The following is a 26,955-nucleotide window of genomic DNA, read 5'->3' on the forward strand; positions in this document are numbered from 1 at the left end:
GTCCTTAGGGAGCGTTTTTGCCCTTAAAAGCGCTCACGGCCCGCAAGCTGTCCGACAAATTCCCTGGTAAACCGCGGATTTCGGAACTTCAAAAAAGTTCTAAACTTTTTTTAAACGCATTCGCCAAGACATATACGCAGCATTCTTTGTGAGCTGGCACCTAAACTTACATCACATTATTGAGCTTCTGGTGAGCTCATTAAGCAATAGATGCAAACACCGGCACCTCACACTTTAGCCAAGGACTTTAAAGAAAAGCTCCCCTCCGCAGGTTGCGGAGGAAGAGCTTACCTTTAGAAATAACCACTAGCTAGAACGGCGGCGGGATACCTCATACAGGGCAATACCCACTGCCATTGAAGCATTCAAAGATTCCATAGCCGAACTAATCGGGATAGAAACAATCTGATCGCAGTTCTCGGTCACCAGACGGGACAGGCCCTTACCCTCAGAGCCCACAACAATCATGAGCGGTTCAGAGGCCAGCTCAAGGTCCGGCAGATCAATATCTCCCCCACCGTCCAGACCAACCACAAACATGCCAGCCTCCTTCGCCTGCTGAATTACCCGAGTCAGGTTGGTTGCCTTAGCAACGGGGATACGAGCTGCGGCGCCAGAAGAGGTCTTCCAGGCAGAAGCGGTCATAGCAGCAGATCGACGCTCCGGAATGATTACACCGTTACCCGAGAAAGCAGAGACCGAACGGATAATAGCGCCCAGGTTACGGGGGTCGGTAATGCCATCAAGCGCAACAAAGAGTGGCGGGACCTCCAGCTGCTGATCATGCCAGCGCTCCATAGTATCCAGAACCAGGCTCCCCGCGTCGGGGTACTTGTAGGGCGGAATCTGAAGCGCAACACCCTGGTGAACCGCGTGGTCCGTCAGACGGTCCAGTTCAAGACGGCCAATTTCAAGAATCGGCAGGTTCTGCTTATTAGCCTCAGTCAAAATCTCGCGGACACGGTCATCGACCTCGATACGAGACATCACAAAGAGAGTCTTAGAAGGGATCTTGGTCTGCAATGATTCCAAGACCGAGTTACGACCGGTCACCAGTTCGTCTGAAGCGCGCTTCCCGCCCAGACGGGGTGCGCGTGAGCGAAGAGTGTTAGTCGCCTTGCGGTTTTCAGCGGCCCGCTTCATCTTGTGGGCCTTGTGGTAGACGCGGTCCTCAGCCTTGGGAGTGTTGCCGCGGCCTTCAAGTGCCTTGCGCCCGTGACCGCCGGTGCCCTTGGTGGGGCCTTTCTTTTTAGCTGTTGCGCCGGGGCGTGAGCCTGCCTTCGCCATATAGGTTTCCTTTGATAGGTATCTTGCCGTTGTTCTCTAGCTTACCGACCCACCCAGCTTTTTGGTGCGAGAGCTAGCGCACGCGCCCCACCAGAAACCGGCAGGGCGCCTGCTAACAGCTACATCTGTGGACGATCCGCTCTAGCTCAGGGACCAGGTAGAGCCAGATAGGCCGTCCTTGACAGTAACCCCGGCCGCTGCCAGGGCATCGCGAATCTGATCAGCATGTGCCCAGTCTTTGGCCTCACGGGCCTCAGCACGCTGGGTCAGCATGGTCTGAATCAGAGAATCAAGAGCCGCATGTTCAGCAGCACCGCCGTCCGAAGCCGGTGTACCAGCAAATGACATCAGCTCCACCAAGCCCAGTACTCGGGCCATGGCATAAACTTGCTCTGCTTCTTGCTGAGCTGACTCCCCTGCTGCCAAAGCCGCGTTCCCCGCTCGGGTCAGCTCATGGAGCACAGCAAGAGCGCGAGGAATATTGAGGTCATCGTCCATAGCCTCAGCAAAGGCCTGAGGAACCCGAGCATCGGCCCGGTGGAAAGCAAGGGTCTGAGCAAGGAAGGCTTCAAGACGCTCAACAGCAACCCGTGCCTCCTCCAAGGAGGTAGGGCGGTAGTCCAGCACCGAACGGTAGTGTGCTTGGCCCAGGTAGTAGCGGACCACCAGGGGGCGAGCCATCTCCAGCATCTGCTCGGGGGTGATGATGTTACCAATAGACTTGGACATCTTCTCGCCCTCGTAGTTCACCAGGCCGTTGTGCATCCAGAAATTGGCGAACCCAAATCCGGCGGCCTGCGACTGAGCCATCTCGTTCTCGTGGTGGGGGAAGCGCAGGTCAAGCCCGCCCCCATGAATGTCGAAGGTCTCACCCAGGTACTTACCCGCCATAGCCGAGCACTCCAAGTGCCAACCCGGGCGGCCTGCACCCCAGGCAGACTCCCAGCGGGCAGTCTCGGGGTCGCCCTCCTTATGCCCCTTCCAGAGGGCGAAGTCACGGGGGTCCCGCTTACCGCGCGGGTCTGCATCGGGGGCATCCTGCATGTCCTCCACACGCTGACGGGTCAAAGAACCGTACTGCGCCCAGGAGCGCACATCAAAGTAGACATCACCCGAACCGTCCAAAGCCGGGTAGGCATGTCCCCGGTCAATCAGCCTCTGAATCAGAGCGAACATCTCGGGAATATGTCCGGTTGCTCGCGGCTCATAGGTGGGCCGAGCAATATTCAGGGCCTCATAAGCCACCCCAAAAATGCCCTCAAACCGGTAGGCCAGGGCCCACCACTGCTCACGCGGACGGTCCCCAGAATAATCAGAGTCAAAGGAAGCCGCTGAATTGACCAGAATCTTATCGTCAATGTCGGTGACATTACGGACCGTCGTGACTTTAAAACCACGGTAGGTCAGCCAGCGCGCAAGCTGGTCAAAGACCAGCCCCGAGCGCACATGCCCAATATGCGGTGCCCCCTGCACGGTAGCACCGCAGTAATAGATACGGGCCTCACCGGGGTAAACCGGGACAAAGTCACGAACACTTGCAGTTGCTGAATCATAAAAACGTAAAGTCACAGCTACAAGTTTACCGCCTGCACAAGCGCCGGTTCTGAACAGCTCTAGCCATCCTTAACCAAGCTGCCTAAAATCTCCCAACCATGGTTTATCAGCAAGGAAAAATGCCCATCCTGGGGTAACTCATGCAAGGTGGCGCCCATTCGCAGACCCAAGTTCCGGACGCGGGCAGGCTTGACCGCCTTATCCCTTCCCGCTACCCAAATATCAGTCCTTACCCTCACCGAAGCCTCCGAAAAACCCCAGTCCCCCTGGATAGCGTACTCATCTTGTACACCACCCCGAATAGCAAACTGGAGAGCATAATCATGAGCAACCGCCATGCGGTAGGCACCGCTACGCCCCTGCACTGAGCGCACGAAAGCCTCAAGAGATGCTGACCTACCAGCTAGGAGAAGGCCAGCTCCGCGAGCTAAAGAATCAATCAAAACCTTAGGAAACCAGCTCATGGTCAGGTGAGACAGATGCACCCGCAAAGGTGTAAAAGCCAAACCAAGCCGAGTTGACCATGCAGCATGATGAGTAAAAGGGGCAAGCAGAACCAGCCGGTCCACTAACTCCGGTAACCGGGCAGCTATACCCATTGCATGAGGACCCCCACCTGAGAAACCAATCACGCTCAGCCTCTCCAAGCCCAGGTGCTCGACTACAGCAAGGAGATCATCCTCTACCCAACCGCGTACCGTCCGGTAGTCAACGGGATCTGAGGCACCCAGTCCGGGTCGATCAAGAGCAATAATCCTGATGCCCAGCTGGCGGGCAGCCTCATCCAAAAAAAGAGCCTCGTAGCCAGATCCAGGAGTGCCGTGGCAGTAAAGCACAGTCTGCTGTGGGTTCTCTAAAACCCCATACTCATGCCAGGCAATCACTCTCCCGCCCCGCCGGCTCAGAACATGCGGGTAGGGTGCAAGGGGGTCAGCAGCTGTCACAAAAGTTCTCCTCAAAGCGCTATGGCAACAGCCAACTATTCTAGCCCTCTCAAGAGGATTCAGGCTAAATTCCGCCCGCAAGAGGTGGCCTCTCTCAGCAGAATCCCACAATAATCTGCCTATACTCTAATGCCAGATACTCAAAAAGTTTAAAGGTTGCTGTTAGTGAATAGAACTACCCCCTACAGTCCCAAAAATCCTCCCCTACAAGCCACCAGGAGACGGTTACGCTGGGCCAAAGAATACCTAGCAGACTACACGCATATCGCGCCACTCAGCACCGTCTTATTGGGCCTCACCCTCATTTCACTTATCATCCAGATAGTCTTTGGGGCCGCTAAAACCTTACCGCTAACCCTTCAACCGGGTAACTTAGAGAACCTTTGGGGGGTCCTCACCGGTACCTTTGTGAGCCCTAGACCCGGCTCAACTGTGCTTTCCTTATTCTTATTGGCCAGCATCGGTCCCCTAGCTGAACGCAAATTAGGTACCTGGCCTTTCGCCCTAGCAGCAGCCGCTAGCTATCTGCTACCGGTAGCATCCCTGGCCATCATTTTCTCAGCAGCTAGCTACCTCATTCCCGGCTGGGCCCAAGCCCTAACCGATCACGCTGTTTATGGCATCCCGCTCATGATGACCGGCACGCTCCTAGCATCATCACGTTCCCTCTCTACAATATGGAGGCGCAGAATCCGCCTCTCAACCTGCCTGACCACCTTGGTTCTCCTGGGGTTCGGAGGTTCCCTTCAAGATATTGGCCTCTTCCTGGCCGCTATCACAGGCTGGGCCAGCGGATCACTACTGAGCACATCTCCCAAGGGCCAAGATTCAATCGTAGGTAGCCGTCACGAAAAGCGAACACTAGTTGCCCTAGCAATTACCGCAATATCCCTGGGTATTTTCTTTGCCGCCCATGCCCCTAACCCTGTTGGCCCTCTCGCATCGGCCAAATTCGATATTGCAAGCAGTGTGCTCACTAACGAAACCCTCGATGCCCTCTGCTCCCAAAAAACCGCTAGCCAGCTCTGTAGCCACGAAGTTTACCTAGCTCAAACACGGGGTTTCCTCCCCAGCCTGCTCTCAACGCTACCCATCATCCTGCAACTAGTCCTGGCCATGGGGCTAGCCCGCGGGCGTCGAATAGCTGCCTACGCGACCCTGCTCCTTCAAGGAACAATCTTCCTCTTCACAGCGCTACGGCTAATCATATTTTCAGGCATCCTAGGCCAGCATCGCTCGGCTTACGGTTCTTTGGCAGAACTAGAAGAAGCAGGGGGCCGGTTAATCATCCCCGTCCTTATCCCCCTGCTGATCATGTGCCTGATTGCTGTAACCTGGCGGTACTTTCCACTACCCTCGAACACAAGAGCCGCCCTCAGCGCTGCAAAAACCATAGGATTGGTCGGCCTCAGTGGGGCAACAATCATGGTTCTCCTCGCCTGGATAATGCCGCAGGCCTTTGCCCCTCACCCACAGCTGCTCCCTTTCGCCCTGGACTACCTAGTCAAACTTCTGCCCTCTGCAGCCTGGTATGTCTTCCCCCCGACCTACACCGGCACCTTCTGGCTGACAACCGCCTTGCACTGGATCCTCCCAGCCCTCTTTTGGGGCGCTGCGATTATCTACACCTACCGCATTCTCTCCCTTCCCTTTGGCAAGGTAGGCAAGAATCGCGAGCACTTTATTGAGCTAGTCAAAGAACATGGTGCTGGGACATTGGGGTGGATTAGCACCTGGGATAACCGGCACTACTGGATCTCCGAATCGGGAAAAGAGGGCTTTGCCTACCTGGCCCATAACGGTGTTGCCTTGACCGTTGGGGACCCTGCGGCCGCCCCTGAGCGTGTGGAAGCTGCTGTCAAAGAATTTGCAGTCTTCTGCACCCGTTCCGGGCTAACTCCCGCACTCTATTCTGTGCACTCACCAACCCAGCAGGCTGCGCAGAAGCTCGGGTGGAGCTCCTGGCAGGTTGCTGAAGAAGCAGTGATTGATCTTTCATGCCTAACCTTCTCAGGTAAAAAATTTCAGTCCATTCGGACAGCCCTCAACCAGGCGGGCAAGCAGGACATTACCGCACGTTGGACGAGCATAGATGACCTGCTTCTGGCGGAATGGGCCCAGATTGTTGAGATCTCTGAAGGGTGGGTGTCTGATAAGAGTTTGCCTGAGATGGGCTTTACCCTCGGTGGACTGGAGGAACTCAAAGACCCAGAAACAAGAATTCTGATAGCCACTGATCAAACTGGTTTTATACACGGAGTGACCTCCTGGATGCCAGTTCATAGAGAGGGCAGGGTTATCGGGCTGACCCTGGACTTTATGCGCCGCCGCAACGGTGAGGGAGTATTCCCCGCGTCCATGGAGTTCCTCATCGCTTCGGCGGCCCAGGACGCAAAAGCTGAAGGGCTTGAGCTCCTTTCTCTTTCAGGAGCGCCCTTAGCGCATTCAGACTCCACAGTGGAAAGGACTGGGCTAGATCGACTCTTAGATTACTTAGGTAACCGTATGGAACCTCTCTACGGCTTCCGCTCGCTGCTGACTTTTAAGGCAAAATTCCAGCCTGACTTTGAGGCCATGTACCTGGTCACCCCTGATTCTGGGCAGCTAGCTTCAATCGGTGTGGCAGTCACTCACGCCTATCTACCCGAGATGAAGGCAAAAGACGTCGTGGGAATTATTCAAGCTATAGGTTCTAAGGAAAAATAAATGCTGGGTGATTTTGCGAGGTCAGTGGATTTACGAGCTGACTATTGGGGCCCGGTCTCACTAGCTCTTGCGGCAGTAGTTGCCCTGATTCTGCTCTGGAAAGTAGGCAGAAACATAACCCTTCGTAGCCATGCTCTGCTGGTAGTCTCAGCGGTAGCCATCACTGGGCTTTCAGCCTTCATCGGTAACAATGTAGTGCACTTAGTGGCTGAGGGAATTACCCTGCCTACCTGGTTATGGGTTGGATATGTATCACTGATCCTGCTCTATGTGATAGTCCTAGTAGGCACCAACTGGAGCAGTCGTAGTGTGCCTGCCAGAGGGGTCCGGCTCCTTGCTGGCCTGGTGGCTCTCGGGTTCGCTCTTACCGCAACAGGGCTGGGCCTCAACGCCTACTATAGAGGCTACCCTAGCCTTGCCGCAGCTTTAGGTGTTACAGTACCCACCAGCTCTCTCGATGAGGCTCAGGCCGGAGCGCAGAGCCATCCTTTTGACGCAGGGAACCAGTCGCTTGCAGTGGCCTGGAAAGCACCGTCCGATATGCCGACCGAAGGGGCCCTTGTCAAAACCAGTATCCCCTCTCAAGATTCGACCTTTACTCCCCGTGATGCCTATATCTATCTGCCCCCTGCCTACATGACAAGCCAGAGACCTCTACTCCCGGTCTTAGTTCTCATGGCTGGGCAACCTGGTTCACCGGGTGACTGGTTCAATATGGGTGGGGTTCACGATATCCTCAACACCTTTGCATCCGAGCATCAGGGGCTCGCCCCGGTGGTAGTGGTGGTAGACCAAAATGGTGGAGACTGGTCTAACCCCTTATGTAGCGATACCAGCCACGGCAAGGTAGCAAGCTACCTTCAGCAAACTGTTCCCACCTGGCTTAAAAATAATCTTCAGGTCGATACCAATCATGCTCACTGGTCTATCGGGGGACTTTCCAACGGCGGCACCTGTGCCTTACAGACAGCACTGAGGGCACCCCAGATCTATTCGGCCTTCATCGATATGTCCGGGGAAGGTCACCCATCCATCGGCAGCCTTGAGAGAACTATAGCGCAGGGCTTTGATGGCAACCAGGCCGCTTTTGATGCCAACGACCCGCTGACCATGCTACAGAAGGGTAGGTTCACCCAGCCCGGGCCAGCCGGAATCTTCTCTATAGGCACCAAGGATAATGCCAACTACCGTAAGGACCTACACACGGTCTACGATGCCGCAAAAGCCGCAGGCCTAGATGTGCAGTGGAATACCTATGAGGGAAAACACGAGTGGAAGGTCTGGGAGGCTACACTTGCCGACTCCCTGCCCTGGCTGGGTAAAAGAGCTGGCATATCCAGCTCATAGCTCGGTGCCCCGTCCCGGCTTCTGCCGGGGGCGGGGGACGCTTCTAGCTCTACGGGTTCTCTACGGGATAGACCAGGGCAACAGCTGTAGCTGCTACACCCTCACCGCGCCCAGTTAGGCCCAGGCCATCGGTGGTGGTCGCGGTGACGGTAACAGGAGCACCAGCAGCCTGACTCAGCACCCGGTTAGCTTCATCCCTACGGGGGGCAAACTTGGGCTTGTTGCCAATCAGCTGGACAGCTACATTGCTGATTTCAAAGCCCGCGGCACGGACAATAGCGGCGGCTTCCGACAGAATTCTCACCCCTGAAGCACCTGCCATATCGGGCCGGTCTACCCCAAAATTGGAGCCTAAATCACCGGTCCCGCTGGCAGAAAACAGAGCATCAGCCGCTGCATGGGCCACCACATCACCGTCAGAGTGACCTGAAAGGCCGCGTTGCCCTGGCCAGTGCAACCCTGCTACCCACAGCTCTGTGCCTTCATCACCAAAAGCGTGTACATCAGTTCCGGTGCCAATACGGGGAATCATAGCCTCTATCTCTTCTCTAGCTCTTCAACAAGTTCAAGTGCGCCCTGGGTGTGCAAAGCCCCGGCCAAGGTGTAATCCAGAGGGGTCGTAATTTTAAGAGCCTGCGGGTCACCGTCAACTGTAGCCACAGGCAGGCCCAGGGTTTCCGCAAGCATGGCATCATCGGTAATGGTCTCGGCAACCCCCGCTGGTAGGCCGGCAACGTCGCGGTGAGCCTGCACCAAGGTCGGGAGGTCAAAGCCCTGGGGGGTCTGGACTGCTCTGAGCTCCGCCCGTGCGGGGGTACCTGTGACATAGCCCCGGGCATCCACCGTCTTGACAGTATCAACCACCGGCAGCACAGGGATAACTGCTCTTTCCCCCGCGACCAGGGACTGAGCAATCCGCCGGTAAACAGAGGCAGGTGTAAAGCAACGGGCAGCATCATGCACCAGAACCCCGGTAGGCTGAGAGCTCGAAGCACCGGGTAGCGGCTTGGCAGCGTCAAGAGCCGTAAGAGCCGCTGTTACAGACTCAGCCCGGCTAGCTCCACCGGGTACCGCCAAGGCACCGTAGCGAGCGCAAATAGCCGTCAGCAAGGTATCCCCGGGAGGCACCGTCACCACAAGCCGCGCCGTTACACCCGACGCTAGCGCACCGAGAATAGCCCATTCCAGAAGAGTTTTACCCGCAATTTCTACAGCGGCCTTGGGTATGCCAGCACCCAAACGGGAACCTGAACCTGCCGCCACAATAAGAACAGCGAGCACCGTCTCCTGTTCTGGAACGGTACCCGCTGCATTTTTTTGGTCTATAGTGCTCACAGCTAGTGAGCATACCCGAAAGTTTAGACGCCTTCGAGAATCTTATCGAGCTCGCCTTCGGCGGTTTCCTCGTTAATGTCCTTGGCCAGTGCGACCTCGGATGAGAGAATCTGGCGGGCCTTAGCCAGCATGCGCTTCTCACCAGCGGAAAGGCCACGGTCATTTTCGCGGCGCCACAGATCACGGACGACTTCGGCGACCTTAAGGACATCGCCAGATGCCAGCTTCTCAACGTTCGCCTTGTAGCGACGGGACCAGTTGGACGCTTCTTCGGTGTCAGTTGCTTGCAGAACATCAATGACTTCCTGGAGGCCACGCTCGTCAACGACGTCGCGTACACCTACCATGTCAACGTTCTCAGCGGGCACCTCAATAACAAGGTCGCCATTAGCGACCTTGAGTTTTAGGTACATCTTCTCTTCGCCACGGACAGTGCGCATTTTGATTTCTTCAATCGTTGCTGCACCGTGGTGAGGGTAAACGACGGTCTCGCCAACCTCAAAAACCATATGGATAAACCCCTTTCAGCCTACCCATTCTAGCACGCCTATTTAGACAGCGACCCTAAGGTTACAGATATGGAGCGAGGCTCTCCCCGCACAGCGTAATGCCCCGCTAGGCGGTCAGCGCTTCATTTACCGGCTTTTGCCCGTTGATACAGACGTATCGTCTATAAACCAGCTAGAATATGACCTGAAGAGAGAACACACCCCTACTTTGCGCGGAGCACACACATTTTTTCCTGCATAAATCCGGGGCCCATACATCTAAACAAGGAGCAAGAGCTGTGAAGAACACCGCTTCTCTGAGCATCAAGCGCGCTGGCGTAACAATCGCCCTCGCTGGTGCCCTTTTGGCTACCACTGGCTGTGGCTACATCTACAAGCAGCCCACCACCATCGTCTACTCAGCATCAGACGGTCAGATGACTAACCTCACCGAGGCGAACAAGGAGATCATCCAGTTCCGCAACATCATGGTGATTTCATCGGCTGAAGGCGCTCCCGGTCGTGTTCTGGGTACCATCCTCAACCAGTCCGAAAAAGATGCCACCGTTACCCTGGCTTTCCCCGGTGAGACGCTGACCATTGAGGTTCCCGCTGGCAAGGAAGTTCGCCTGGAGGATAAAGCCAACGAGATTGTGCTTAAGTCAACCGAGGCTGCCCCCGGTCTAAGCCTCAAAACCACCGTTTCTTCGGATGTCACATCCGAACCGTCTGAGTTCGTGGTTCCCGTCCTTGACGGAACGCTTGAGGAATACGCCTCCTACCTACCCAACGCGGCAAGCGCTAGCGCGACCGAAACCTCCCAGCACTAAACGGTAGGTCACCCTATACCAAAAGCTGGGGCCCAGAACCTTGAAGGTTCTGGGCCCCAGCTTTTACTTACCGCTCACGCCTTGGCCTAGGGCTCAAACTTATAGCCCAGACCGCGAACCGTAACCACATACCGCGGCGATGAGGGATCCGGCTCAATCTTTGACCGCAACCGCTTAACGTGAACATCCAAGGTCTTGGTATCACCCACATAGTCTGCACCCCACACACGGTCAATGAGCTGGGAGCGGGTCATCACGCGACCAGCATTCCGCAGGAGCATTTCGAGAAGTTCAAATTCCTTGAGGGGCATAGCGACGCTTTCCCCGTTCACCGTCACAACGTGGCGCTCAACGTCCATACGGACCGGCCCGCCCTGGATAGCACCAGAGTCAGGCTCGTCAGCTTCACCCCGGCGGCGCAAGACGGCCCTCACCCGAGCAATCAGCTCCCGCGATGAGTAAGGCTTGGTGACATAGTCGTCAGCGCCCAGCTCAAGCCCCAAGACCTTATCAATCTCAGAGTCCTTGGCCGTTAGCATGATAATGGGTACAGTGCTGCTAGCCCGGATCTGTTTGCATACCTCGTTGCCGGACTGACCGGGCAACATAATATCCAGGAGCACCAGGTCAGCGCCTGCACGCTCAAACTCAACCACGGCGTCCAGGCCATTATCAACAACCTGAACTTCAAACCCTTCACGCCCCAGCAAGAAGGCTAAAGGCTCGCTGAGTGACTCTTCATCCTCAACCACTAAAATACGGGTCACCTGTGTGTCCTTTTCGGGAATCGGGCTGAACCGTGTGGCCCAGCGGGGAAAGGGTTAGTTCTATGCACGAGAGGCCGGACGGGTGCCCGCATTCTCGCCCAGTAAGTCATTTTCGGTTTCTTCATCCAAGATAGGCAGAGCAATAGTGAATGTTGAGCCGGACCCCGGATGGGACCACAGCGTCACCTCACCACCGTGCAAGCCTACGATATGCTTGACGATGCTCAAACCTAACCCGGTACCGCCAGTCTGACGGGAACGCGCCGGATCCACACGGTAAAACCGCTCAAAGATACGGTCCTGTTCATCCTCGGGGATACCCGGGCCCTGGTCTTTCACAGAAATTCTAACAGTGTCCTCCTTCACAGAGACCCCAATGCCCACCTTGGTGCTATCTGGCGAGTAGCGGATTGCGTTCTCGATCAAATTGTGCACGGCCGTCGAGAGAAGCTCCGGGTCACCATGAACAGGACGCGAGGCGGTACCACCCACCAGCAGTTCAATATTTTTGTCCTCAGCAGTAAGCCTGTTGCGGTCAAGGGCTTCAGCCACAACCTGCCCCACATCAACCAGGGTAGAACTGACCACCAGGTCAGCCGACTGCAAACGGGAGAGCTCGATAACGTCCTGCACCAGAGCACCCAGCCGCTGCGACTCCTTCTTGAGTTTGCCCGAGAAATAGCGCACAGATTCGGGATCATCGGCAGAGCTCTCAATAGCCTCTGCCATGAGCCCTACCGCACCCACCGGGGTTTTAAGTTCGTGAGACACATTAGCCACAAAGTCCGTCCGGATCGTCTGAGCCCTAGCGATCTCAGTCCGGTCATCAGCCAGAACCAGAATGTACTCATCACCTACCGGAGCTACGCGCAGGTCAATCACAAGCCTGCTCTGGTCGTAGAAACCACGGGCCAGCACAATTTCCTTTTCAACAATGATGCCCTTGCTGCGAACTGCATCAATCATAGCCAGCAGCTCATCGGACTCCACCGTGTGCCCGCGTACCAGCCCCAGGGCATAGGCCCCAGGAGAGGCCTGAACAACGCCATCGACAGCATCGACCACCATATAGGCACGACCAATCACCGCCAAAACCTCTGCCGCGCCGTCACTGATGGTGGGCTCTTCAACATCGGCCCAGCGAGCGCGCTGGCGCTCACTTCGTTGAAGAGCAAACATGCTGACAACGCCAATGATGAGCCCCAAAAATGCCGCCATCAAAGCAATCATTGTAGAGTTCACGTCTACCAGCTTAGGCCGTAGACCCCCACCTTTTCACCCCGCACGCTACCTGTTGGCAGGGGTTCAACTAACGTTTACCCAAGCATGTGCTGGTGTTCATGTGGCCTTGGCACTCTAGATAGGTAGCGAAAGAGCGCTCTCTGCCCTCTCACGCCCTCACATATCTCCACATGGAAAGGACGCGCACGTGCGCAAAGTCTTCCAAGCCGAACTTCAACATGTCGGTGAAGAGCTCATCCACATCGCCACCCTGGTCCAAGAAGCCCTTAGCAGGGCCTCCGATGCCTTCCTCAAGGCCGGGATCCAGGAAGCCGAGGAGGTCATCACTAACGATGCCCGCATCGACTTTATGCAAAATGAGCTGGATGAACGAGCCATCGACTTACTGGCCCTGCAAAGCCCGGTCGCCTCAGACCTGCGCATGATTGTGGGAGCATTGCGTATGAGTACCTCCCTGGAACGCATGGGCGACCTTGCCCGTCACGTCGCTCAGGTTGCTCGCATGCGCTACCCGGAGCACGTTCTACCGGAATCCATCACACCTGTGTTCGCAGAGATGATTGAGCTGGACCTGAAAATTATTGCCAGCGTCATCAACCTGCTAGAAACCCGTGAGCTGGTCCATACCCAGGACATCATCAAATACAAGATGCGGGTCAACGAGCTCCACGTAGAGGTCTTTAACCGCATGGCAGCACCCGACTGGGGCCAGAACGCCCAGGTCACAGTGGATGTCACCTTGGCTTCACGCTACCTGGAACGATTTGGGGATCACGGTGTCTCCGTTGCCCGTAAGGTCACCTACCTGGTGACCGGAGACTGGAACGCAGTGCCCAGCATCTAAGACCAGACACTTTTGAGTTGGCAGGGGCCGTGAGCTTCATCAGCGCCTCTAAAGGCCCCGGACCGGCTGGCAGCCGCTCACAGTCCCCTGGTTCTCGCTTAGTCTCAACTCCTCTGAAACTAAAGCGCCCCGCCCACCTATTCAGGAGGGCGGGGCACTAGGGCTTTAAAACCGGGCTAAGATTTACTTCTTACCCTGGTTAGCAACGGCCTTGATGGCGTCCTGAGCGGCCTCGGGGTCTAGGTATTCACCGGGGCCAAGGGGCTTGAAGTTTTCGTCCAGCTCGTAGTAAAGCGGGATACCGGTGGGGATGTTCAGGCCAGCGATGTCGGCATCGGAGATGCCCTCCAGGTTCTTCACCAGTGCGCGCAGGGAGTTACCGTGAGCTGCAACCAGAACGGTCTTGCCAGCCTTAAGGTCTTCCTTGATGTCCGATTCCCAGTAAGGGAGCATGCGCTCAAGAACGTCCTTGAGGCACTCGGTGCGGGGGGCGTTCTCGATGTCAGCGTAGCGAGGATCCTTTGCCTGTGAGAACTCGTCGTTATCATCAAGTGCCGGCGGCGGAACGTCGTAGGAGCGACGCCAGGTCATGAACTGCTCTTCGCCGTAGGTCTCTAGGGTCTGAGTCTTGTCCTTGCCCTGAAGAGCGCCGTAGTGACGCTCGTTCAGGCGCCAGTTACGCTTGACGGGGATCCAGTGGCGGTCAGCAGCGTCCAGTGCCAGGTTAGCGGTGTTAATGGCGCGGCGCTGGAGTGAAGTGTGAACGACATCGGGAAGGATGCCGCGCTCCTTCAGAAGCTCACCACCGCGGGCCGCTTCAGCTCTACCTTTCTCGGTGAGGGCAACATCTACCCAACCGGTGAAGAGGTTCTTTTCGTTCCATTCTGATTGCCCGTGACGGAGCAGTACCAATTTGTAAGTCATAACTCTCATTATCCCACTTTATCCCTCTAAATAAAAGATAAACCCACACCTATTCACTGAACAAACCGCTATCTTAGGGGAATGCGTGTGAATATGTGTGGGTTTTTCAGGCCCTAACGCAAGTCTTAGCGACGGCGACGCACAGCCACCGCGGGGCGAACATCAGCTAAGAAGACACCCACGGCGGTAGCGGCAACCAACTGCATAAAGATTGAGCTAATCCTACCGTTCCAGGACTGCCACAGGGTCAGGACCGAAAAGAGCGTGGCAGCGCCCGTGACGGCCAGCCAGAAGCCTTTGGTGCGTTTGAAGGCGCTCTGGTAGGCGTACCCTGTTGCGCGTGCGGCCTCAAACAGGGCGTAGACAGATAGTCCTGCTACGACCAGCGAGGCCAGCAGGTTGATGAGGTAGTTTGCCCAAGCAATGAGATCAAGAGGAGTCATAGGGTGCTTCGTCCTTTAGCGGAGATTTTCTAGGGCTGCCACCAGGTCCTGGTACAGGTCATCGACGTTCTCGATGCCCACGGAGAGACGGAGTAGGGACTCCGGGATGGAGTGGGGTTCTGAACCGTGCCGGCGGCGGCGTTCAATGAGTGATTCTACGCCACCGAGACTGGTCGCGGGAGTCCACAGCTTCAGGGCGGCAACAAGGCGGTCGGTTTCTTCGGCGGTGGCATCAAGAGTGACGGAGAGGATAGACCCGAAGGTCTGCATCTGGGCTGAGGCCCGCTCGTAGCCGGGGTCGGTGGGTAGGCCGGGGTAGCGTACTGCCTTGATGGACGGGTGTTCGCTAAGGCGCTGCGCTAGTTGCAGGGCGGAGTCCGCTGAGCGCTCTAACCGGACGCCCATAGTACGCACGCCGCGCAAGCCCAGCCATGCTTCGAAGGGCCCGGCGATAGCGCCATTGGTGGTGCGGTGGGTGTGCATAGCTTCGCGCAGGACCGGGTTGGAGGTAACGGTGATACCCAGCAGAACGTCGGAGTGACCGGCGATTGCTTTGGTGGCGGAATGCACTACGACGTCGGCACCCAGCAGCAGGGGGTTCTGGCCAAGCGGTGTTGCGAAGGTATTATCAACGGCTGAAACGATACCCAGTTGGCGCGCCGCACCCAGGATAGCGGGCAGGTCAGCGACCTCCATCATGGGGTTGGTGGGGCTTTCCATCCACAGCAGAACCTTAGGGGCTGCATAGTTCACATTCTCGGGGCTGACCCCTGCGGTGGCTGCCGCTTTTTCCAGTTCAGCGATGACGGACTCGGTGTTTTCAATATCAAGACGCACAACTGTGGCGATACCGCGCGCCTCAAGGCGCTTAGCCATAGATACCGAGGCCATGTAGGTGTGCTTGGGCAGAAGGATAATAGAGCCAACCGGTACCAGATCCTGCACCGCAGCTACAGCCGCCATACCCGAGGCAAAAAGAAGGCCGGGGAGCTCTGCGCCTTCAAGGTCAGCGACAACCTGCTCAAGACCGTCCCAGCTGGGGTTAGTAAAGCGGGCGTAGCTGTTGAGGTCGGTGGGGCCTATCTGCCGGAAGGTAGAGGACATAGAAATGGGTGGGTTTACCGGGGCAAGATCACGGTGGGCCGGCCGGCCGCCAGCAACTAGGCGGGTCTGCGGAGAAAGATTCTGTTCGGTCATACCCACCACCATACGCGCCCGATTCTTAAGGAGCTAGTAGGTGAGAAGCATGGTCACCAAATGAACTTGCTTAGAGTCCCTATCTAACCGCAAGCCCCAGCAAACAGGCCTTGGTAGGCTAGAGGGGTGACTCAAGCACTGACCTACACCCCAGATGCCGACCCGGCACGCGCCCACGGCCCCTACCCCGGCACTTTCATCGTTTTTGAAGGTGGCGACGGATCAGGCAAAACCACCCAGATCAAGCTCCTGGCAGAGGCCCTCACAGAGCGCGGCTATTCTGTGCTGGTCACCCGTGAGCCAGGGGGCACCGACATCGGCGAAAAACTCCGTGCCCTGGTCCTAGAGCACGGCAACGGCGCGATTGACCCGCACACCGAAGCACTCATTTTTGCGGCGTCACGGGCCGCCCACGCCCACCAAAAAATTCAACCAGCCTTAGAAGCCGGCACCATCGTTCTGTGCGACCGCTACATCGACTCATCAGCAGCCTACCAGGGAGCTGGGCGCGGCCTGGGCCTGGAAACCATCACCGACCTAAGCCGCTGGGCCACGGGCAATCTCCTGCCCGACATCACGGTACTCCTTGATGTTTCACTGGCTGAAAGCCGTGCGCGCGCAGGTGCCCGCGGTCACGCTGACCGTATGGAAGCCGCCGACGACACTTTCCACAGCGCTCTACACAGTGCCTTCCGTTCCCTAGCGCAGGCTGCCCCAGAGCGATACGCCCTTATCAACGGTGCCCAACCCATCGAGCAAGTCCACAAACAGGTTCTGGATGCGGCCCTGGCGGTACTTTCATGAGCGTCTGGGACTCCCTAATAGGGCAGAACGAGGTCAAACACCAGCTAGCTACCGCCGCCGCTGATACCAAGCCCACCCACGCCTGGCTCTTTACCGGCCCGACCGGTGCAGGCCACACCACAGCAGCCCAGACATTCGCGGCAGCACTCCTCTGCGACCAGCCCAACCCCGCCGCACGCGGCTGCGGAACCTGCCGTTCCTGCCAAACCGTGCTCAGCGGCTCCCACGCAGACTTCCTGCACTTTCGAACCGAAAAAACCGTCATCACCATCGACGAGGCCCGCGAGTTTGTTGTTAAAGCGCAGGACCGCCCCGCTGTTGGACGCTGGCGCGTCATGCTCATTGAAGACGCCCACCGCATGCCCGAACGCACCTCCAACGTACTCCTCAAAGCTATAGAGGAGCCGCCGCCCTACACTATCTGGTTATTGACGGCCCCCTCCCCCGCCGATGTTCTCATCACTATCCGCTCCCGGTGCCGCCCGGTCCAGCTACGGCTCCCCCTGGTGGCGGAAGTTGCCGCCGTACTCGAGACCCAGCACGGGCTCGAACCCCACCAAGCCGAGCTAGTATCCCGCCTAGCCCAGGGCAACCTGGACACCGCCCACAAGCTAGCAAGCGACCCGCAGGCAGGCACCCGCCGCGATTCAGTGGTCAAGATACCGCTGACCCTCAGCTCTGTTGCCTCGGCGATGGATGCCGCCGACCGGCTCATCTCTATTGCTGAGGCTCAAGCAGAAGCAGACGCGCAAACCCGCAATGAGGCCGAACGTGCCGCGCTCCTGACCTCCCTGGGCTACACGGACGGGGAGAAACTCTCCCCCACCCACCGCGCCCAGGTACGTCAGCTAGAAGAAGATCAAAAACGCCGCGCCAAACGAATCCAAACCGATACCCTGGACCGTTTCTTGGCCGATATTCAAACGGTCTTCCGTGATGTACTCACCTTGCAAATGGGCACTGGGGCAGAGCTTATTAACGCCCACATGGCTCAGCAGCTACAGGCTTACGCCGCGCGCACTAGGCCGGAAGCCGTGCTAGCTCACCTGCAAACTGTAGCAACTACCCGCCGCAGAATGAACACCAATGCAAGTGCCCGCCTAGCTTTTGAAGCCATGATGACACAGTTCATTGCCTCACCAGCAGGCTCTTAGCTCGTGAGCTTTACCCGCTCAACCCAAAAGTCAGCCCCGAGCCGGATAACCAGTTCGGGGCTAAACACATAAGGAAGTTAGTTGGGGTGCTTAGAGCTGAACGCCGTCCCGCCAGATACGGGTGGGGAGCAGGGTTTCAGCGTCCAGGAGCAGAAGGTCACCCGGGTAACCCGGTGCAATCCGACCGTAGGAGTCAGCCAAGTCCAGAGCGGCGGCAGCCTGAGAAGTGGCCGCAGCAACCGCAAGGTCAAGCGGCTGACCAGAGTGCTGAACAGCCAACGCCACCGCACGGTCCATCGTCAGGGTGGAGCCAGCCAGGGATTTACCCTCAACCAGGGTTGCAACCCCACCCTTAACCTCAACCTCGAGGGTACCCAGCATGTAGATGCCGTCAGCGTTACAGGTAGCTGACATGGCATCGGTCACCAGCACAGTACGCTCCGGTGCCCGCCCAAAAATCTGGGCAACTACTGAGGGATGAACGTGAATACCGTCGTTAATAATTTCCAGTGAAACACGGCTGTCTTCCAGGGCCGCAATCACAGGGCCGGGGGCACGGTGGTGGATACCGTTCATACCGTTAAAGGTGTGGGTTAGCAGACTAGCACCTGCCGAGAAAGCGTCTCTTGCCTGCTCATAGGTGGCGCTGGTGTGGCCCACAGCGACCTTGGTACCTGCGCCCACAAAGCTTTCAATAGCGGCCAGGCCACCCTCACGTTCAGGGGCCATGGTCACCTGGAGCAGATGTCCGCCAGCCGCATCAAGAATCTGGGCGACTGCCTCAGGGTCAGGGTCACACAGAAGATCCTCGGGGTGAGCACCTTTGTGCTGGGGGTGTAGGAAAGGCCCTTCGGCGTGGAAACCCAAAACCTGAGGGTTCTGCTCCACCAGAGGTGCCAGGTTACGCAAGCTATGGCTAATAGCCTCCACCGAGTTAGTCACGGTGGAGAGAACACTGCGGGTGGTACCGTGCTTGGCGTGAGCCTCAAGGGCGGCAGTAGCGCTTTCAATGCTTCCCTCATCATAGGCGTGCCCAGCACCGCCGTGATGGTGGATATCAATATAACCGGGGACCAGCGGAGCCCCAGCCGCATCAACCACCTCGGTACCGGGGCTCAGGTAGCTCTGCCACTCATCCTCGCCCAGAACCTTACTAATCTTCCCGTTCTCTAGAAGGACCGCACCGCGCTGGTGAACCCCTCCGATGATCCCGTCATAGAGGGTAGCTGAATGAACGATAAGGGAGGACATAAAATCTGCCTTCTTTCTCATCAAAGAATTAAACAATACGGAGGTTATAGCCCTGCTGGGTCACCCGATCGGCCCATTCCTGGCTGATAGAGGAGTCTGTAATGATGGTAGTGGCTAAGCGGTCGCTGTCACCGCTAATCGAGGTAAAGGAACGCTTACCGAACTTACTGGAATCGGCCACGATAAAGGTCTGCTGGGCACGGGTAATCATAGTGTGGTTGACCGATGCCTCATACTCATCCACGGTGCCCGGGCCGTTTTCGTCGAACCCGTTGACCCCGATAAAAGCCATGTCCAAAGAAATCTGGTTGAGAACATCAATGGCGTAGGGGCCGGTCAGCTCGTAGGAGAAGCCGTTAATCACCCCGCCGGTCAGCACAATTTTGATTTCGCTGACTTCGGCCAGCCGGTAGGCGATATCAACGGCGTTGGTGACGATGGTCAGCAGAGGCTTATGGGGAGAAGAGGGCTGATCCTTATGGCGGTGAGCCCACTGTGCAAGAGCATGGGCAAGAGCGCCCACAGTGCTGCCACCGGTGACCCCAATCATGGCACCGGGCTTGATGTATTCCAGGCAGTGCTGGGCAATTGCGGCCTTTTGGGTGCTGTGGGTCTGGTCCATTTTAATGACCGGCGGGAGGTAGGTAGGCAGACTCTGGGCGCCACCCCGTGTGCGCTGCAGCAGGCCAGCCTGGCTGAGCGCTTCCAGGTCCCGCCGGACCGTGGCTGTGGATATCTTGAGCTCGTCAACCAGTTCTTTGACCGTCACGACTTGGCGTGAGTTCACGATATCCAATATCTGTGTATGGCGCACATCACGCATAGTCAGAGCAAGCTCCTTGATCTCTATAGTTTTTCAGGCCGCTAACTAACAGGTATCGCCGGGGATGCGCCCCAGCTTCCCAATAATCTATCGAATTCTTTTCTAACTTTCATTCCTGCCCACTAACTGGGCCAGCTCCCCAGACAGCACAGTCATGTAAGCCAGGCTCTTGCCCGGCTGGAGCCAGCCGGGCAAGGGTTATTACTATCGAGCGGAACCGCTGGCAAAAAGGGTCAGCAATCGCTGGGCCTCCTGGCTCAGGGCCTCCCGGCCAGCCATGGTGTACTTGCGGGAGTCCACGACATCTGGGTGAGCCGCCAGGTATTCGCGGATAGCCCCGGTATAGAAACCGTTCAGGTGGGTTGAAACGTTGATCTTAGTCATGCCAGATGCAATACCGCGCAGAATTTCCTGGTCACTGACGCCCGATGAGCCATGCAGGACCAGGGGTACACCTGCGGCTTGACGGAGCCGGCCAATCAGCTCGTGATCCAAGGTGGCAGTGCGGGAGGTCATGGCGTGCTCACTGCCTACAGCCACTGCTAAGGTATCGACACCGGTTGCCGCCACGAATTCCTTACTCTCTGCCGGATCGGTGCGTACACCGGGAGCGTGGGCGCTCTTCTTACCGCCAATTTCACCGAGTTCAGCTTCAACGGTCGCACCCTTCTTGTGGGCGTATTCCACGACCTTGGCGGTTGCGGCCAGGTTCTCTTCGTAGGGCAGGGTTGAGCCGTCGTACATGACCGAGCTGAAGCCCAGGTCAATAGCCTGGCAGGCCAGTTCCACAGACTCGCAGTGATCCAGATGAACAGCAATCTCGGCGGTTGAGTTCCGTGCAATTTCAAGCATGGCATGGCCGATAGGCTCAAAGCCACCGTGGTAGCGGATGCAGTTGTGGCTGACCTGCATAATCACGGGCAGGTTAGATCGCTCAGCGGCGGCCGCAATTGCTTCTGCGGTTTCCAGGTGGACGACGTTGAAAGCCCCGATGCCGCTCTTACGGCTTTCGGCAGCTAGGACCAGATCTAGGGTGCTTACCTGTGGCATGTTGTTCTTCCTTCTGGGCTGGTGCTAGGACGCCGACGGGTAGGTGACATCTTCAACGATGACCTTTTCGGCCAGTGAAGACCAGGCGCTACCAATAGAGCCGGCGAGGGGTTGGGTAACAGCGGAGGCAGACCAGCTCACTGCACGGATAAGCAGGTCTTCTAGGCTGAGTTCATCAAGAAGTGAGGTAGCAAGGGCTGCTACGAGGGCATCGCCTGCCCCGGTGGGGTTACCTTCAAGGGCTTGAGCAAGACGCGCTTTGACTCCCTGCTCTTGCCCGAAAGCGTAGAGGCCGTCAGGGCCGCAGGAGACAATGATCTGCTGGGCACCCAGCTCCTGTAGGCGGGCGACACCCCGGTAGAGGTCTTGCTCACCGGTTGCTTCTACCAGTTCAGCTCGATTGGGCTTGAGGTAGGTGACACCGGCGCGGGCGGCTTCCAGTAGGTAGGGGCCGGAAGTATCCACGATGAAAGCGGCACCGGCCTCCTGGCAGGTACGAGCGATATCAGAGATAAGTCCTTCGGGGCTCCGGGGAGGGAAGGAGCCAGAGAGTGTGACCACGCTACCGGGGTACTGCGCCAGGGAGTCTGCCAGGTGCTTCAGGAGTTCCCGGTAGACCTCTGCGGGGTGCTCCTGGCCTGACTCGTTGATGATGGTGGTCGTGGAACTTTCCGTTTCCACCAGGGCATAGGTGCTCCGCAGGGGAACGGGGGTAGAGGCCTGAAGGAGCTGTACCTGCTCGTGTAGGGGGCACACCCCGGGGCTTGAAGCGGCAACTCGGGCCTTGAGCTCAGCGAGCGATAGCTCGTTCAGGGGCGCAAGAGCCAGAGCAGGGTAGCCCTGCTCGGCGGCTACGTTTGCAACGTTAAGCCCCTTACCGCCCAATCTGCGCTGGGCATGAGGGATCCGAAGGGTGCTCTCCGGGGTGAGCTGGTCTATGCTCACCGTGATATCGAGAGCTGGATTGAGCGTCAGTGTAATGACTCGTGCACCGGCCATAATGGTACCTCTCCCCTTTCCCTACTGCTTAGTTCAGAATGACTGAACGGGTTAGGTTGCGGGGTTCATCGGGGTTTAGTCCGTTAGCCAAGGCAGTTTCAAGAGCTACGCGGTGCTGGCGAGCAAGGTCAGCCAGAGGGTCAAGGTCACGATCCTCGAAGTAAGCGCCGGTTGCTTCTACCTGCTCGCGCAGCCCCTCGGGTGCAAGGCCGAACTGCCAGGTGACGCGGCCGGGTGCTGCGATGGAGATGGGACCGTGGCGGTACTCCATGGAGTTGTAGGACTCGGTCCACTTCTGGGAGGATTCGCGCATCTTGAGTGCGGCTTCAGTAGCCAGCGCTGCGGTCCAACCGGTGCCCAAGAAGGAGTACTGTTCAGCGTTGATCAGTTCAGGGGCAAGAGGTTCGCTCAGTGCAGCGCGGCAATCTTCGATAGCGGCACGGCATACTTCTTCTGAGTCGATGGAGCTCCGCAGGAACATGAGAGCGGTGGTAGCGAAGCGGGTCTGGACAACGGACTTCTCGTCGGCGAAGGAGAGGTCAACAAGGCGGTCAGCAAGTTCTGCTACGGGTGAGTCAGGTACACCGACCAGGACGGTGATGGGCTTGGTGCCTTTGACGCTCTTCATGAAGTCAACGATTTCGGTGGTGGTACCGGAGCGGCAGATGATGAGGTATTCGTCAAAGTCACGACCGATGGGGACCTCGGTTGCGGTGAAGGCATCGGTGATGCCCTGGCCAGCATTTTCGCGCAGAGCGGCGTAGGCCTGAGCCATGAACCAGGAGGTGCCGCAGCCAATAGCTGCTACCTTCAGGCCGGGCTGGGGAAGGACGGCGGTGTCCAAGCCCAGTGCCTGCTCCCACATGAGGGGCTGGCTTTCAAGTTCTTCTTTCATAAAAGCGCCTGCTAGAGACATGGTGTTTTTCCCTTCCGGAGCGTCTGTAGTTCTGGTGAGCAACTGCCCATTAGCAATCATTTTCGCTCAATATTTATGATTACACATGATTCCTTTTGCTGTCCAGACCTGAAGGCAACTTAAAAGAAAAGCGAGCACCCAGCACCCTACCCAAAGGCAAAAACTGAGGCGGACGACACTCAAGGTACTTAATAGGGAGGGTTCGGTTCTTACTTTTGAGTCAAAACCACCCTTTTTCAGGGGCCAGGGCCCCCTGCACATCCTTCACTAGGCCCCATGATCAAGTTTGATTTTTTCTCAAAAAAATCAGTCAAAATGTTTACATCACGCAAATTCGCTCACTATGATGGGATGTGTAGATAGGTCCGTTACCGAGGAGACAATCCCATGAGCTTTACTCCCGATCTCGTCTCAGCCCAACGAGAGGCCAAAGACTGGAAAGAAGCTATCCAGCTAGTTGGCAGCCTCTACGAGCAGGCCGGAATAGCCACCGAAGAATACACTCAGGCTATGATTCAGGGCGTCCTGGACTTTGGGCCCTACATGGTCTTTGTTCCCGGCATTGCCATGCCGCACGCTAAGGCAACCAGCGGCGTGCTCAAGTCTGGCACAGCGGTCGTCACCCTCTCCACCCCCGTAGAGTTCGGTAGCGAGAAGAACGATCCCGTCGATTTCCTCATCTCGTTTGCCTCAACAAGCACCGACGGGCACATGGAAAAGATCCAAGAACTTGCAGCTGTCCTAGCTGACCAAGACCGTATTGAAAAAGCACGCCAGGCCCGCAATGACGATGAGCTTATGCGCGTGTTCACCACCAAATAGTAAGGAAAAGAACAATGATTTCAATTGCAACCGTATGTGGCATGGGCCTCGGAACCTCCATGATGCTGGCCGGGCAGGTACGCACCCTGCTCAGCGCCGAAGGTATCGAAGCTAAAGTTCAGGCTATTGACCTGGGCTCCTTCAAGTCCCAGCCTTCAGACATCGTTGTGACCACCACCGGAATGGCAAAAAACGTCGAAGGCACCAAGGCCAAGGTCGTTCTCATTGACAATCTCATCGACAAGAACGAGGTTAAGACCAAGGTTCTAGCAGCTGTCAAAGACTTCCAAGCCGGTGCCTAACAGCACCCCTTAGATACATAAGGTAAACCACCATGGATTCCGTCCTTTCCTTCTTGATACAGCTGGTTCAGATCCCAGCTATTATCGTAGGTTTTATCGCCTTTATCGGTTTGCTCGCCCAGAAGAAGAGCGCCGACGAGATTGTTACCGGCACTATTAAGACCGCACTCTCGCTACTGATTATCGGTGGCGGCGTTACCGTCCTGATTCAGGGTCTCGGCCCCATCCAGGACATGTTCAAGATGGCCTTCCCCGCGGGGAATATCACCACCTTCGTTACCTTCGATGAAGCCGTGGTCTCGGCCGTTCAGGCTGGACCTGTAGCAGCTCTAGGCTCACAAATTGGCCTAACCATGCTCTTTGGTTACATCGTTCACCTCCTGCTAGCCCGCTTCACCCCCTGGCACTACGTCTACCTGACCGGCCACATGATCTGGGTGCACGCTGGTGCTTTCACCATCGCCATCTACCAGCTGGGTCTGGGCCCCTTCTGGACTGTTGCCATCGCCTCTATCATTGACGGCTTCTACATGACCCTGGCTCCCGCCATCGCCCAGCCCTTCGTCCGCCGTATCACCGGTGGTAACGACGTTGGTTTCGCACACGGCCAGACCCTGCTCAACGTACTAGCTGGCTACCTGGGCATGGTCATTGGCAACAAGGAGAAGTCAACCGAGGACATCAAACTCCCCGAGAAGCTCTCCTTCTTCCGCGACGTAGCTGTCTCTACCACCCTGGTCATGCTCATTGTCTCCATCGGCACAGCTATCACAGCTGTTTCCGTAGGTGGCGTAGAAGCCTTCGAAGCGACCACCGAAAACGGTGGTATCTCCAACGGTCAAAACTGGATCCTCTTCGCTTTCATGATGGCTATGCAGTTCACCGCAGGTATGCTGATTCTGCTCTACGGTGTTCGTATGCTCATCGGGGAAATCGTTCCTGCCTTTGAAGGTATCTCCCAGAAGGTTATTCCCAACGCGATTCCCGCACTGGATGTACCTGTTCTCTTTGCCTTCGCGCCCAACGCTCTGCTCATCGGTCTGATTTCCGGTCTCATCGGTCAAATCGCTGGTATGGCACTCTGTGTCTCCCTGGGTTGGCCGGTCCCCATCCCCTCCATGATCGTGGCCTTCTTCGCTTCCGGTACCGCAGCGATTTTTGCTAACTCAACCGGTGGCCGTCTTGCAGCCTGGATTGGCGGTTTCCTCTGGGGCTTCCTGGGCTGGATCCTGATCTCCTTCGCCTTCTACAGCCAGGCCTTTGGCGACCTGGAAGCTCTCGGCGCCTCCGGCCTGGGCTTCACCGTTCCCGATGCTGTTGTCCCCGGCATCATCATCCACTGGATCGGCCAGCTCCTGGGCCTCGTAGCCTAAAAACTTGGTTGCTCTCGCACCGCTACCCCGCCCGGTCTTACCGGTCGGGCGGGGAACAACAATTTTCTACCAGCATCAATCAAAGGATTCTGAATCATGTCACAGCTCTTGGATAGCTACTACCAGCAAATCATCTCCCTGCTTGAAAAGATTCGTGAAGAAGAAGTACCTACCATCGAAAAGGCAGCATCAGAGATCGCTGACCGCGTCGCAAAGGGTGCCCGTATCTTTGCTTTCGGTGCTTCACACTCCAGCCTGCCGGTCCAGGACATCGTCTACCGCGCCGGTGGCCTCATGCTCATCAACCCCCTCTACGCACCCGGCGTTGAAGCACTGACCACCCGCCCCACCACCCTGGGCTCCCAGATGGAACAGATGCCCGGCTACGCCGAAGTCGTCCTCAACAACTCACCCCTGCGCGAAGGCGATGTTCTCATTGTTGTTTCGGTCTCTGGCCGTAACGCACTCCCGGTCGAGCTGGCTCGTGAAGCCCGTGCCCGCGGCATCTTCGTGGTAGGTCTGACCTCCTCCAAGTACACCGACGCCGTTACCTCTCGCGTTCCCGATAAGACCAAGCTCAAGGATCACGCAGATATCCTCATCGACAACCAGGTCGATGCCGGCGACGCCGTACTTTCCCTCGAAGGTGTCCCCCAGAAGTTCACCCCTGCTTCGGGTGTCACCTCGACCGCGATTCTGCACTCCCTGTCCGCAGGTATCATAGAGCAGCTCTTGGCTCGCGGAATCAGCGCCCCAGTCTTCCTCGCGGCCAACCTCGATGGTGGTGCCGAGTGGAACAAGAAGCACATGTCTGAAAACCAGGACAAGATCTTCTACCTTAACTAATGAGCAGTGCCTGACTCGGAGCTTTACTCTGAGTCAGGCACCTTTTATATCTAAGGACATAAACAATGAAGTTTACCTCCAGCAAATACAGGGCCTTAACCCTGGGCCTAGTCACCCTCAGCCTGGCAGCTTGTTCAACAGCCCCGGGCCAGCCCGGTCAGCCCACAGCAAGCGCTTCTGCTAGCCCCTCAGCGACGAGCAGCTCCAGTTCAACAGCGCAACCCACCGCAACAGCAAGCCCTAGCCCCAGTGCTAGCCCCAGCTCAACGGAACAACCCACCGCAACTGCAGAACCTAGCGAAACCGGGTCCCCCCAGCCAACTCCCTCCCCCAGTGTTAGCTCTTCTGCCGGTACAGGGGACCAGGCAGGTCAAGACTGGGTTCTTAAGTATCAAGAACAGTTTGATGATGATATTTCCCTCTCGGCAGAGCCCTGGATAGTTGATCCGTTGGGCGCCGAAAGCCCCTGGTACGTTGATGAGTTCTCCGATGACGGTGTTTATTACAGCATTTTGGGGGGCAAGTCCTTCGACCGTGCCCTGGACAGCATGAACATCATGCGTAAGCGTCTTACTTTCGGCCAGGACGGTTGGCTGACCCTAGAATTAGCTGCCCAGGACCTCAACAAGGACGGGATTCCCGATGCAGAGCCCTCTTTGACAAGCCAGGACGGGGAAGGAGTTCTGAAGGTTCCCGCCTGGAATAGC

At 57.0% G+C, this 26,955-nt stretch carries 26 protein-coding genes and 1 pseudogene; 11 read left to right on the plus strand and 16 right to left on the minus strand.

Features of this window, described 5'->3' with window-relative positions:
• Positions 1–306: 306 nt before the first annotated feature.
• The 3 genes from rlmB to ACN080_RS09445 all read right to left on the minus strand — a co-directional run bounded on the left by rlmB (position 307) and on the right by ACN080_RS09445 (position 3,785).
• Positions 307–1,287 (minus strand): 23S rRNA (guanosine(2251)-2'-O)-methyltransferase RlmB, encoded by a 981-nt coding sequence (rlmB, locus tag ACN080_RS09435; protein ID WP_419105353.1) that lies wholly within the window; start codon positions 1,285–1,287, stop codon positions 307–309.
• A 141-nt stretch (positions 1,288–1,428) separates the two neighbouring features.
• Positions 1,429–2,856, minus strand: coding sequence for a cysteine--tRNA ligase (gene cysS / locus ACN080_RS09440; protein ID WP_419113636.1), 1,428 nt, complete (start codon positions 2,854–2,856; stop codon positions 1,429–1,431).
• A 44-nt stretch (positions 2,857–2,900) separates the two neighbouring features.
• Positions 2,901–3,785: an alpha/beta hydrolase gene (locus ACN080_RS09445; RefSeq protein ID WP_419100436.1), complete on the minus strand. Its 885-nt coding sequence runs from the start codon at positions 3,783–3,785 to the stop codon at positions 2,901–2,903.
• 408 nt (positions 3,786–4,193) lie between these two features.
• Between ACN080_RS09445 and ACN080_RS09450 the strand changes: the two genes are divergently transcribed.
• Both ACN080_RS09450 and ACN080_RS09455 read left to right on the plus strand, forming a co-directional pair.
• Entirely contained in the window at positions 4,194–6,491 is a 2,298-nt protein-coding gene (locus ACN080_RS09450; protein WP_419113637.1) for a bifunctional lysylphosphatidylglycerol flippase/synthetase MprF, read from the plus strand.
• Complete coding sequence (locus ACN080_RS09455) at positions 6,492–7,838, plus strand: alpha/beta hydrolase (protein ID WP_419100434.1); 1,347 nt, start codon at positions 6,492–6,494, stop codon at positions 7,836–7,838.
• Between the two features lie 49 nt (positions 7,839–7,887).
• On the opposite strand, the gene ispF is transcribed toward ACN080_RS09455, so the two are convergent.
• From ispF to ACN080_RS09470, 3 genes are read right to left on the minus strand one after another with little or no spacing between them, the layout of a single operon-like run.
• Entirely contained in the window at positions 7,888–8,370 is a 483-nt protein-coding gene (ispF, locus tag ACN080_RS09460) for a 2-C-methyl-D-erythritol 2,4-cyclodiphosphate synthase (RefSeq protein WP_419105350.1), read from the minus strand.
• A gap of 5 nt (positions 8,371–8,375) precedes the next feature.
• Positions 8,376–9,173, minus strand: coding sequence for a 2-C-methyl-D-erythritol 4-phosphate cytidylyltransferase (gene ispD / locus ACN080_RS09465; protein WP_419100432.1), 798 nt, complete (start codon positions 9,171–9,173; stop codon positions 8,376–8,378).
• 23 nt (positions 9,174–9,196) lie between these two features.
• Positions 9,197–9,682 carry a CarD family transcriptional regulator gene (locus ACN080_RS09470; RefSeq protein ID WP_419100431.1) on the minus strand — a complete coding sequence of 162 codons (486 nt, stop codon included), beginning with the start codon at positions 9,680–9,682 and terminating at the stop codon, positions 9,197–9,199.
• Between the two features lie 278 nt (positions 9,683–9,960).
• Here ACN080_RS09470 and ACN080_RS09475 point away from each other — a divergent pair, with 278 nt between their 5' ends.
• On the plus strand, positions 9,961–10,491 hold the full coding sequence (locus ACN080_RS09475; protein WP_419100430.1) for a hypothetical protein: 531 nt from the start codon (positions 9,961–9,963) through the stop codon (positions 10,489–10,491).
• 86 nt (positions 10,492–10,577) lie between these two features.
• Here the strand turns inward: ACN080_RS09475 and ACN080_RS09480 are convergent, their stop codons facing one another.
• Both ACN080_RS09480 and ACN080_RS09485 read right to left on the minus strand, forming a co-directional pair.
• Positions 10,578–11,258, minus strand: a complete 681-nt coding sequence (locus tag ACN080_RS09480; RefSeq protein ID WP_419100429.1) for a winged helix-turn-helix domain-containing protein — start codon at positions 11,256–11,258, stop codon at positions 10,578–10,580.
• A 60-nt stretch (positions 11,259–11,318) separates the two neighbouring features.
• On the minus strand, positions 11,319–12,500 hold the full coding sequence (locus tag ACN080_RS09485; protein ID WP_419113638.1) for a sensor histidine kinase: 1,182 nt from the start codon (positions 12,498–12,500) through the stop codon (positions 11,319–11,321).
• Positions 12,501–12,687: 187 nt separating this feature from the next.
• Here ACN080_RS09485 and phoU point away from each other — a divergent pair, with 187 nt between their 5' ends.
• Complete coding sequence (gene phoU, locus ACN080_RS09490) at positions 12,688–13,344, plus strand: phosphate signaling complex protein PhoU (protein WP_419105346.1); 657 nt, start codon at positions 12,688–12,690, stop codon at positions 13,342–13,344.
• 183 nt (positions 13,345–13,527) lie between these two features.
• Here phoU and ACN080_RS09495 read toward each other — a convergent pair whose 3' ends face one another.
• From ACN080_RS09495 to ACN080_RS09505, 3 genes are all read right to left on the minus strand, one after another.
• The gene (locus ACN080_RS09495; protein ID WP_419105345.1) at positions 13,528–14,268 is read right to left on the minus strand and encodes a phosphoglyceromutase; all 741 of its coding nucleotides are present in this window, start codon (positions 14,266–14,268) and stop codon (positions 13,528–13,530) included.
• A 125-nt stretch (positions 14,269–14,393) separates the two neighbouring features.
• Positions 14,394–14,711: a DUF2516 family protein gene (locus ACN080_RS09500; RefSeq protein WP_419100425.1), complete on the minus strand. Its 318-nt coding sequence runs from the start codon at positions 14,709–14,711 to the stop codon at positions 14,394–14,396.
• Positions 14,712–14,726: 15 nt separating this feature from the next.
• Positions 14,727–15,908, minus strand: coding sequence for a trans-sulfuration enzyme family protein (locus ACN080_RS09505; RefSeq protein WP_419113639.1), 1,182 nt, complete (start codon positions 15,906–15,908; stop codon positions 14,727–14,729).
• A 126-nt stretch (positions 15,909–16,034) separates the two neighbouring features.
• Here ACN080_RS09505 and tmk point away from each other — a divergent pair, with 126 nt between their 5' ends.
• Both tmk and ACN080_RS09515 read left to right on the plus strand, forming a co-directional pair.
• Complete coding sequence (tmk, locus tag ACN080_RS09510; RefSeq protein ID WP_419105343.1) at positions 16,035–16,712, plus strand: dTMP kinase; 678 nt, start codon at positions 16,035–16,037, stop codon at positions 16,710–16,712.
• On the plus strand, positions 16,709–17,866 hold the full coding sequence (locus tag ACN080_RS09515) for a DNA polymerase III subunit delta' (RefSeq protein WP_419113640.1): 1,158 nt from the start codon (positions 16,709–16,711) through the stop codon (positions 17,864–17,866). Before tmk ends, ACN080_RS09515 begins: the two co-directional genes overlap by 4 nt.
• Positions 17,867–17,956: 90 nt before the next feature.
• Here the strand turns inward: ACN080_RS09515 and nagA are convergent, their stop codons facing one another.
• The 5 genes from nagA to ACN080_RS09540 all read right to left on the minus strand — a co-directional run bounded on the left by nagA (position 17,957) and on the right by ACN080_RS09540 (position 22,905).
• The gene (gene nagA, locus ACN080_RS09520) at positions 17,957–19,117 is read right to left on the minus strand and encodes an N-acetylglucosamine-6-phosphate deacetylase (protein ID WP_419105341.1); all 1,161 of its coding nucleotides are present in this window, start codon (positions 19,115–19,117) and stop codon (positions 17,957–17,959) included.
• Between the two features lie 28 nt (positions 19,118–19,145).
• On the minus strand, positions 19,146–19,940 hold the full coding sequence (locus ACN080_RS09525; RefSeq protein ID WP_419100420.1) for a DeoR/GlpR family DNA-binding transcription regulator: 795 nt from the start codon (positions 19,938–19,940) through the stop codon (positions 19,146–19,148).
• A 204-nt stretch (positions 19,941–20,144) separates the two neighbouring features.
• Positions 20,145–20,990: a class II fructose-bisphosphate aldolase gene (locus ACN080_RS09530; RefSeq protein WP_419100419.1), complete on the minus strand. Its 846-nt coding sequence runs from the start codon at positions 20,988–20,990 to the stop codon at positions 20,145–20,147.
• Positions 20,991–21,014: 24 nt separating this feature from the next.
• Positions 21,015–21,989, minus strand: coding sequence for a 1-phosphofructokinase family hexose kinase (locus ACN080_RS09535; protein ID WP_419113641.1), 975 nt, complete (start codon positions 21,987–21,989; stop codon positions 21,015–21,017).
• 28 nt (positions 21,990–22,017) lie between these two features.
• A complete protein-coding gene (locus ACN080_RS09540; protein WP_419113642.1) occupies positions 22,018–22,905 on the minus strand; it encodes an SIS domain-containing protein in 888 nt (295 codons plus the stop codon).
• Positions 22,906–23,292: 387 nt separating this feature from the next.
• Here ACN080_RS09540 and ACN080_RS09545 point away from each other — a divergent pair, with 387 nt between their 5' ends.
• The 5 genes and pseudogenes from ACN080_RS09545 to ACN080_RS09565 form a co-directional block, all read left to right on the plus strand.
• Positions 23,293–23,727, plus strand: a complete 435-nt coding sequence (locus ACN080_RS09545; RefSeq protein WP_419100416.1) for a PTS sugar transporter subunit IIA — start codon at positions 23,293–23,295, stop codon at positions 23,725–23,727.
• 14 nt (positions 23,728–23,741) lie between these two features.
• Positions 23,742–24,029: a PTS sugar transporter subunit IIB gene (locus ACN080_RS09550; protein ID WP_419100415.1), complete on the plus strand. Its 288-nt coding sequence runs from the start codon at positions 23,742–23,744 to the stop codon at positions 24,027–24,029.
• A 32-nt stretch (positions 24,030–24,061) separates the two neighbouring features.
• Positions 24,062–25,402 carry a PTS ascorbate transporter subunit IIC gene (locus ACN080_RS09555; protein WP_419100414.1) on the plus strand — a complete coding sequence of 447 codons (1,341 nt, stop codon included), beginning with the start codon at positions 24,062–24,064 and terminating at the stop codon, positions 25,400–25,402.
• A 96-nt stretch (positions 25,403–25,498) separates the two neighbouring features.
• Positions 25,499–26,248: a sugar isomerase domain-containing protein gene (locus tag ACN080_RS09560; RefSeq protein ID WP_419100413.1), complete on the plus strand. Its 750-nt coding sequence runs from the start codon at positions 25,499–25,501 to the stop codon at positions 26,246–26,248.
• Positions 26,249–26,313: 65 nt separating this feature from the next.
• Positions 26,314–26,955 (plus strand): annotated as a pseudogene (locus ACN080_RS09565) (hypothetical protein); the annotation flags it as partial.

Origin of the sequence: Rothia sp. CCM 9416, from assembly GCF_048513535.1 — a bacterium.
In the GTDB taxonomy this organism is placed as follows: domain Bacteria; phylum Actinomycetota; class Actinomycetes; order Actinomycetales; family Micrococcaceae; genus Rothia.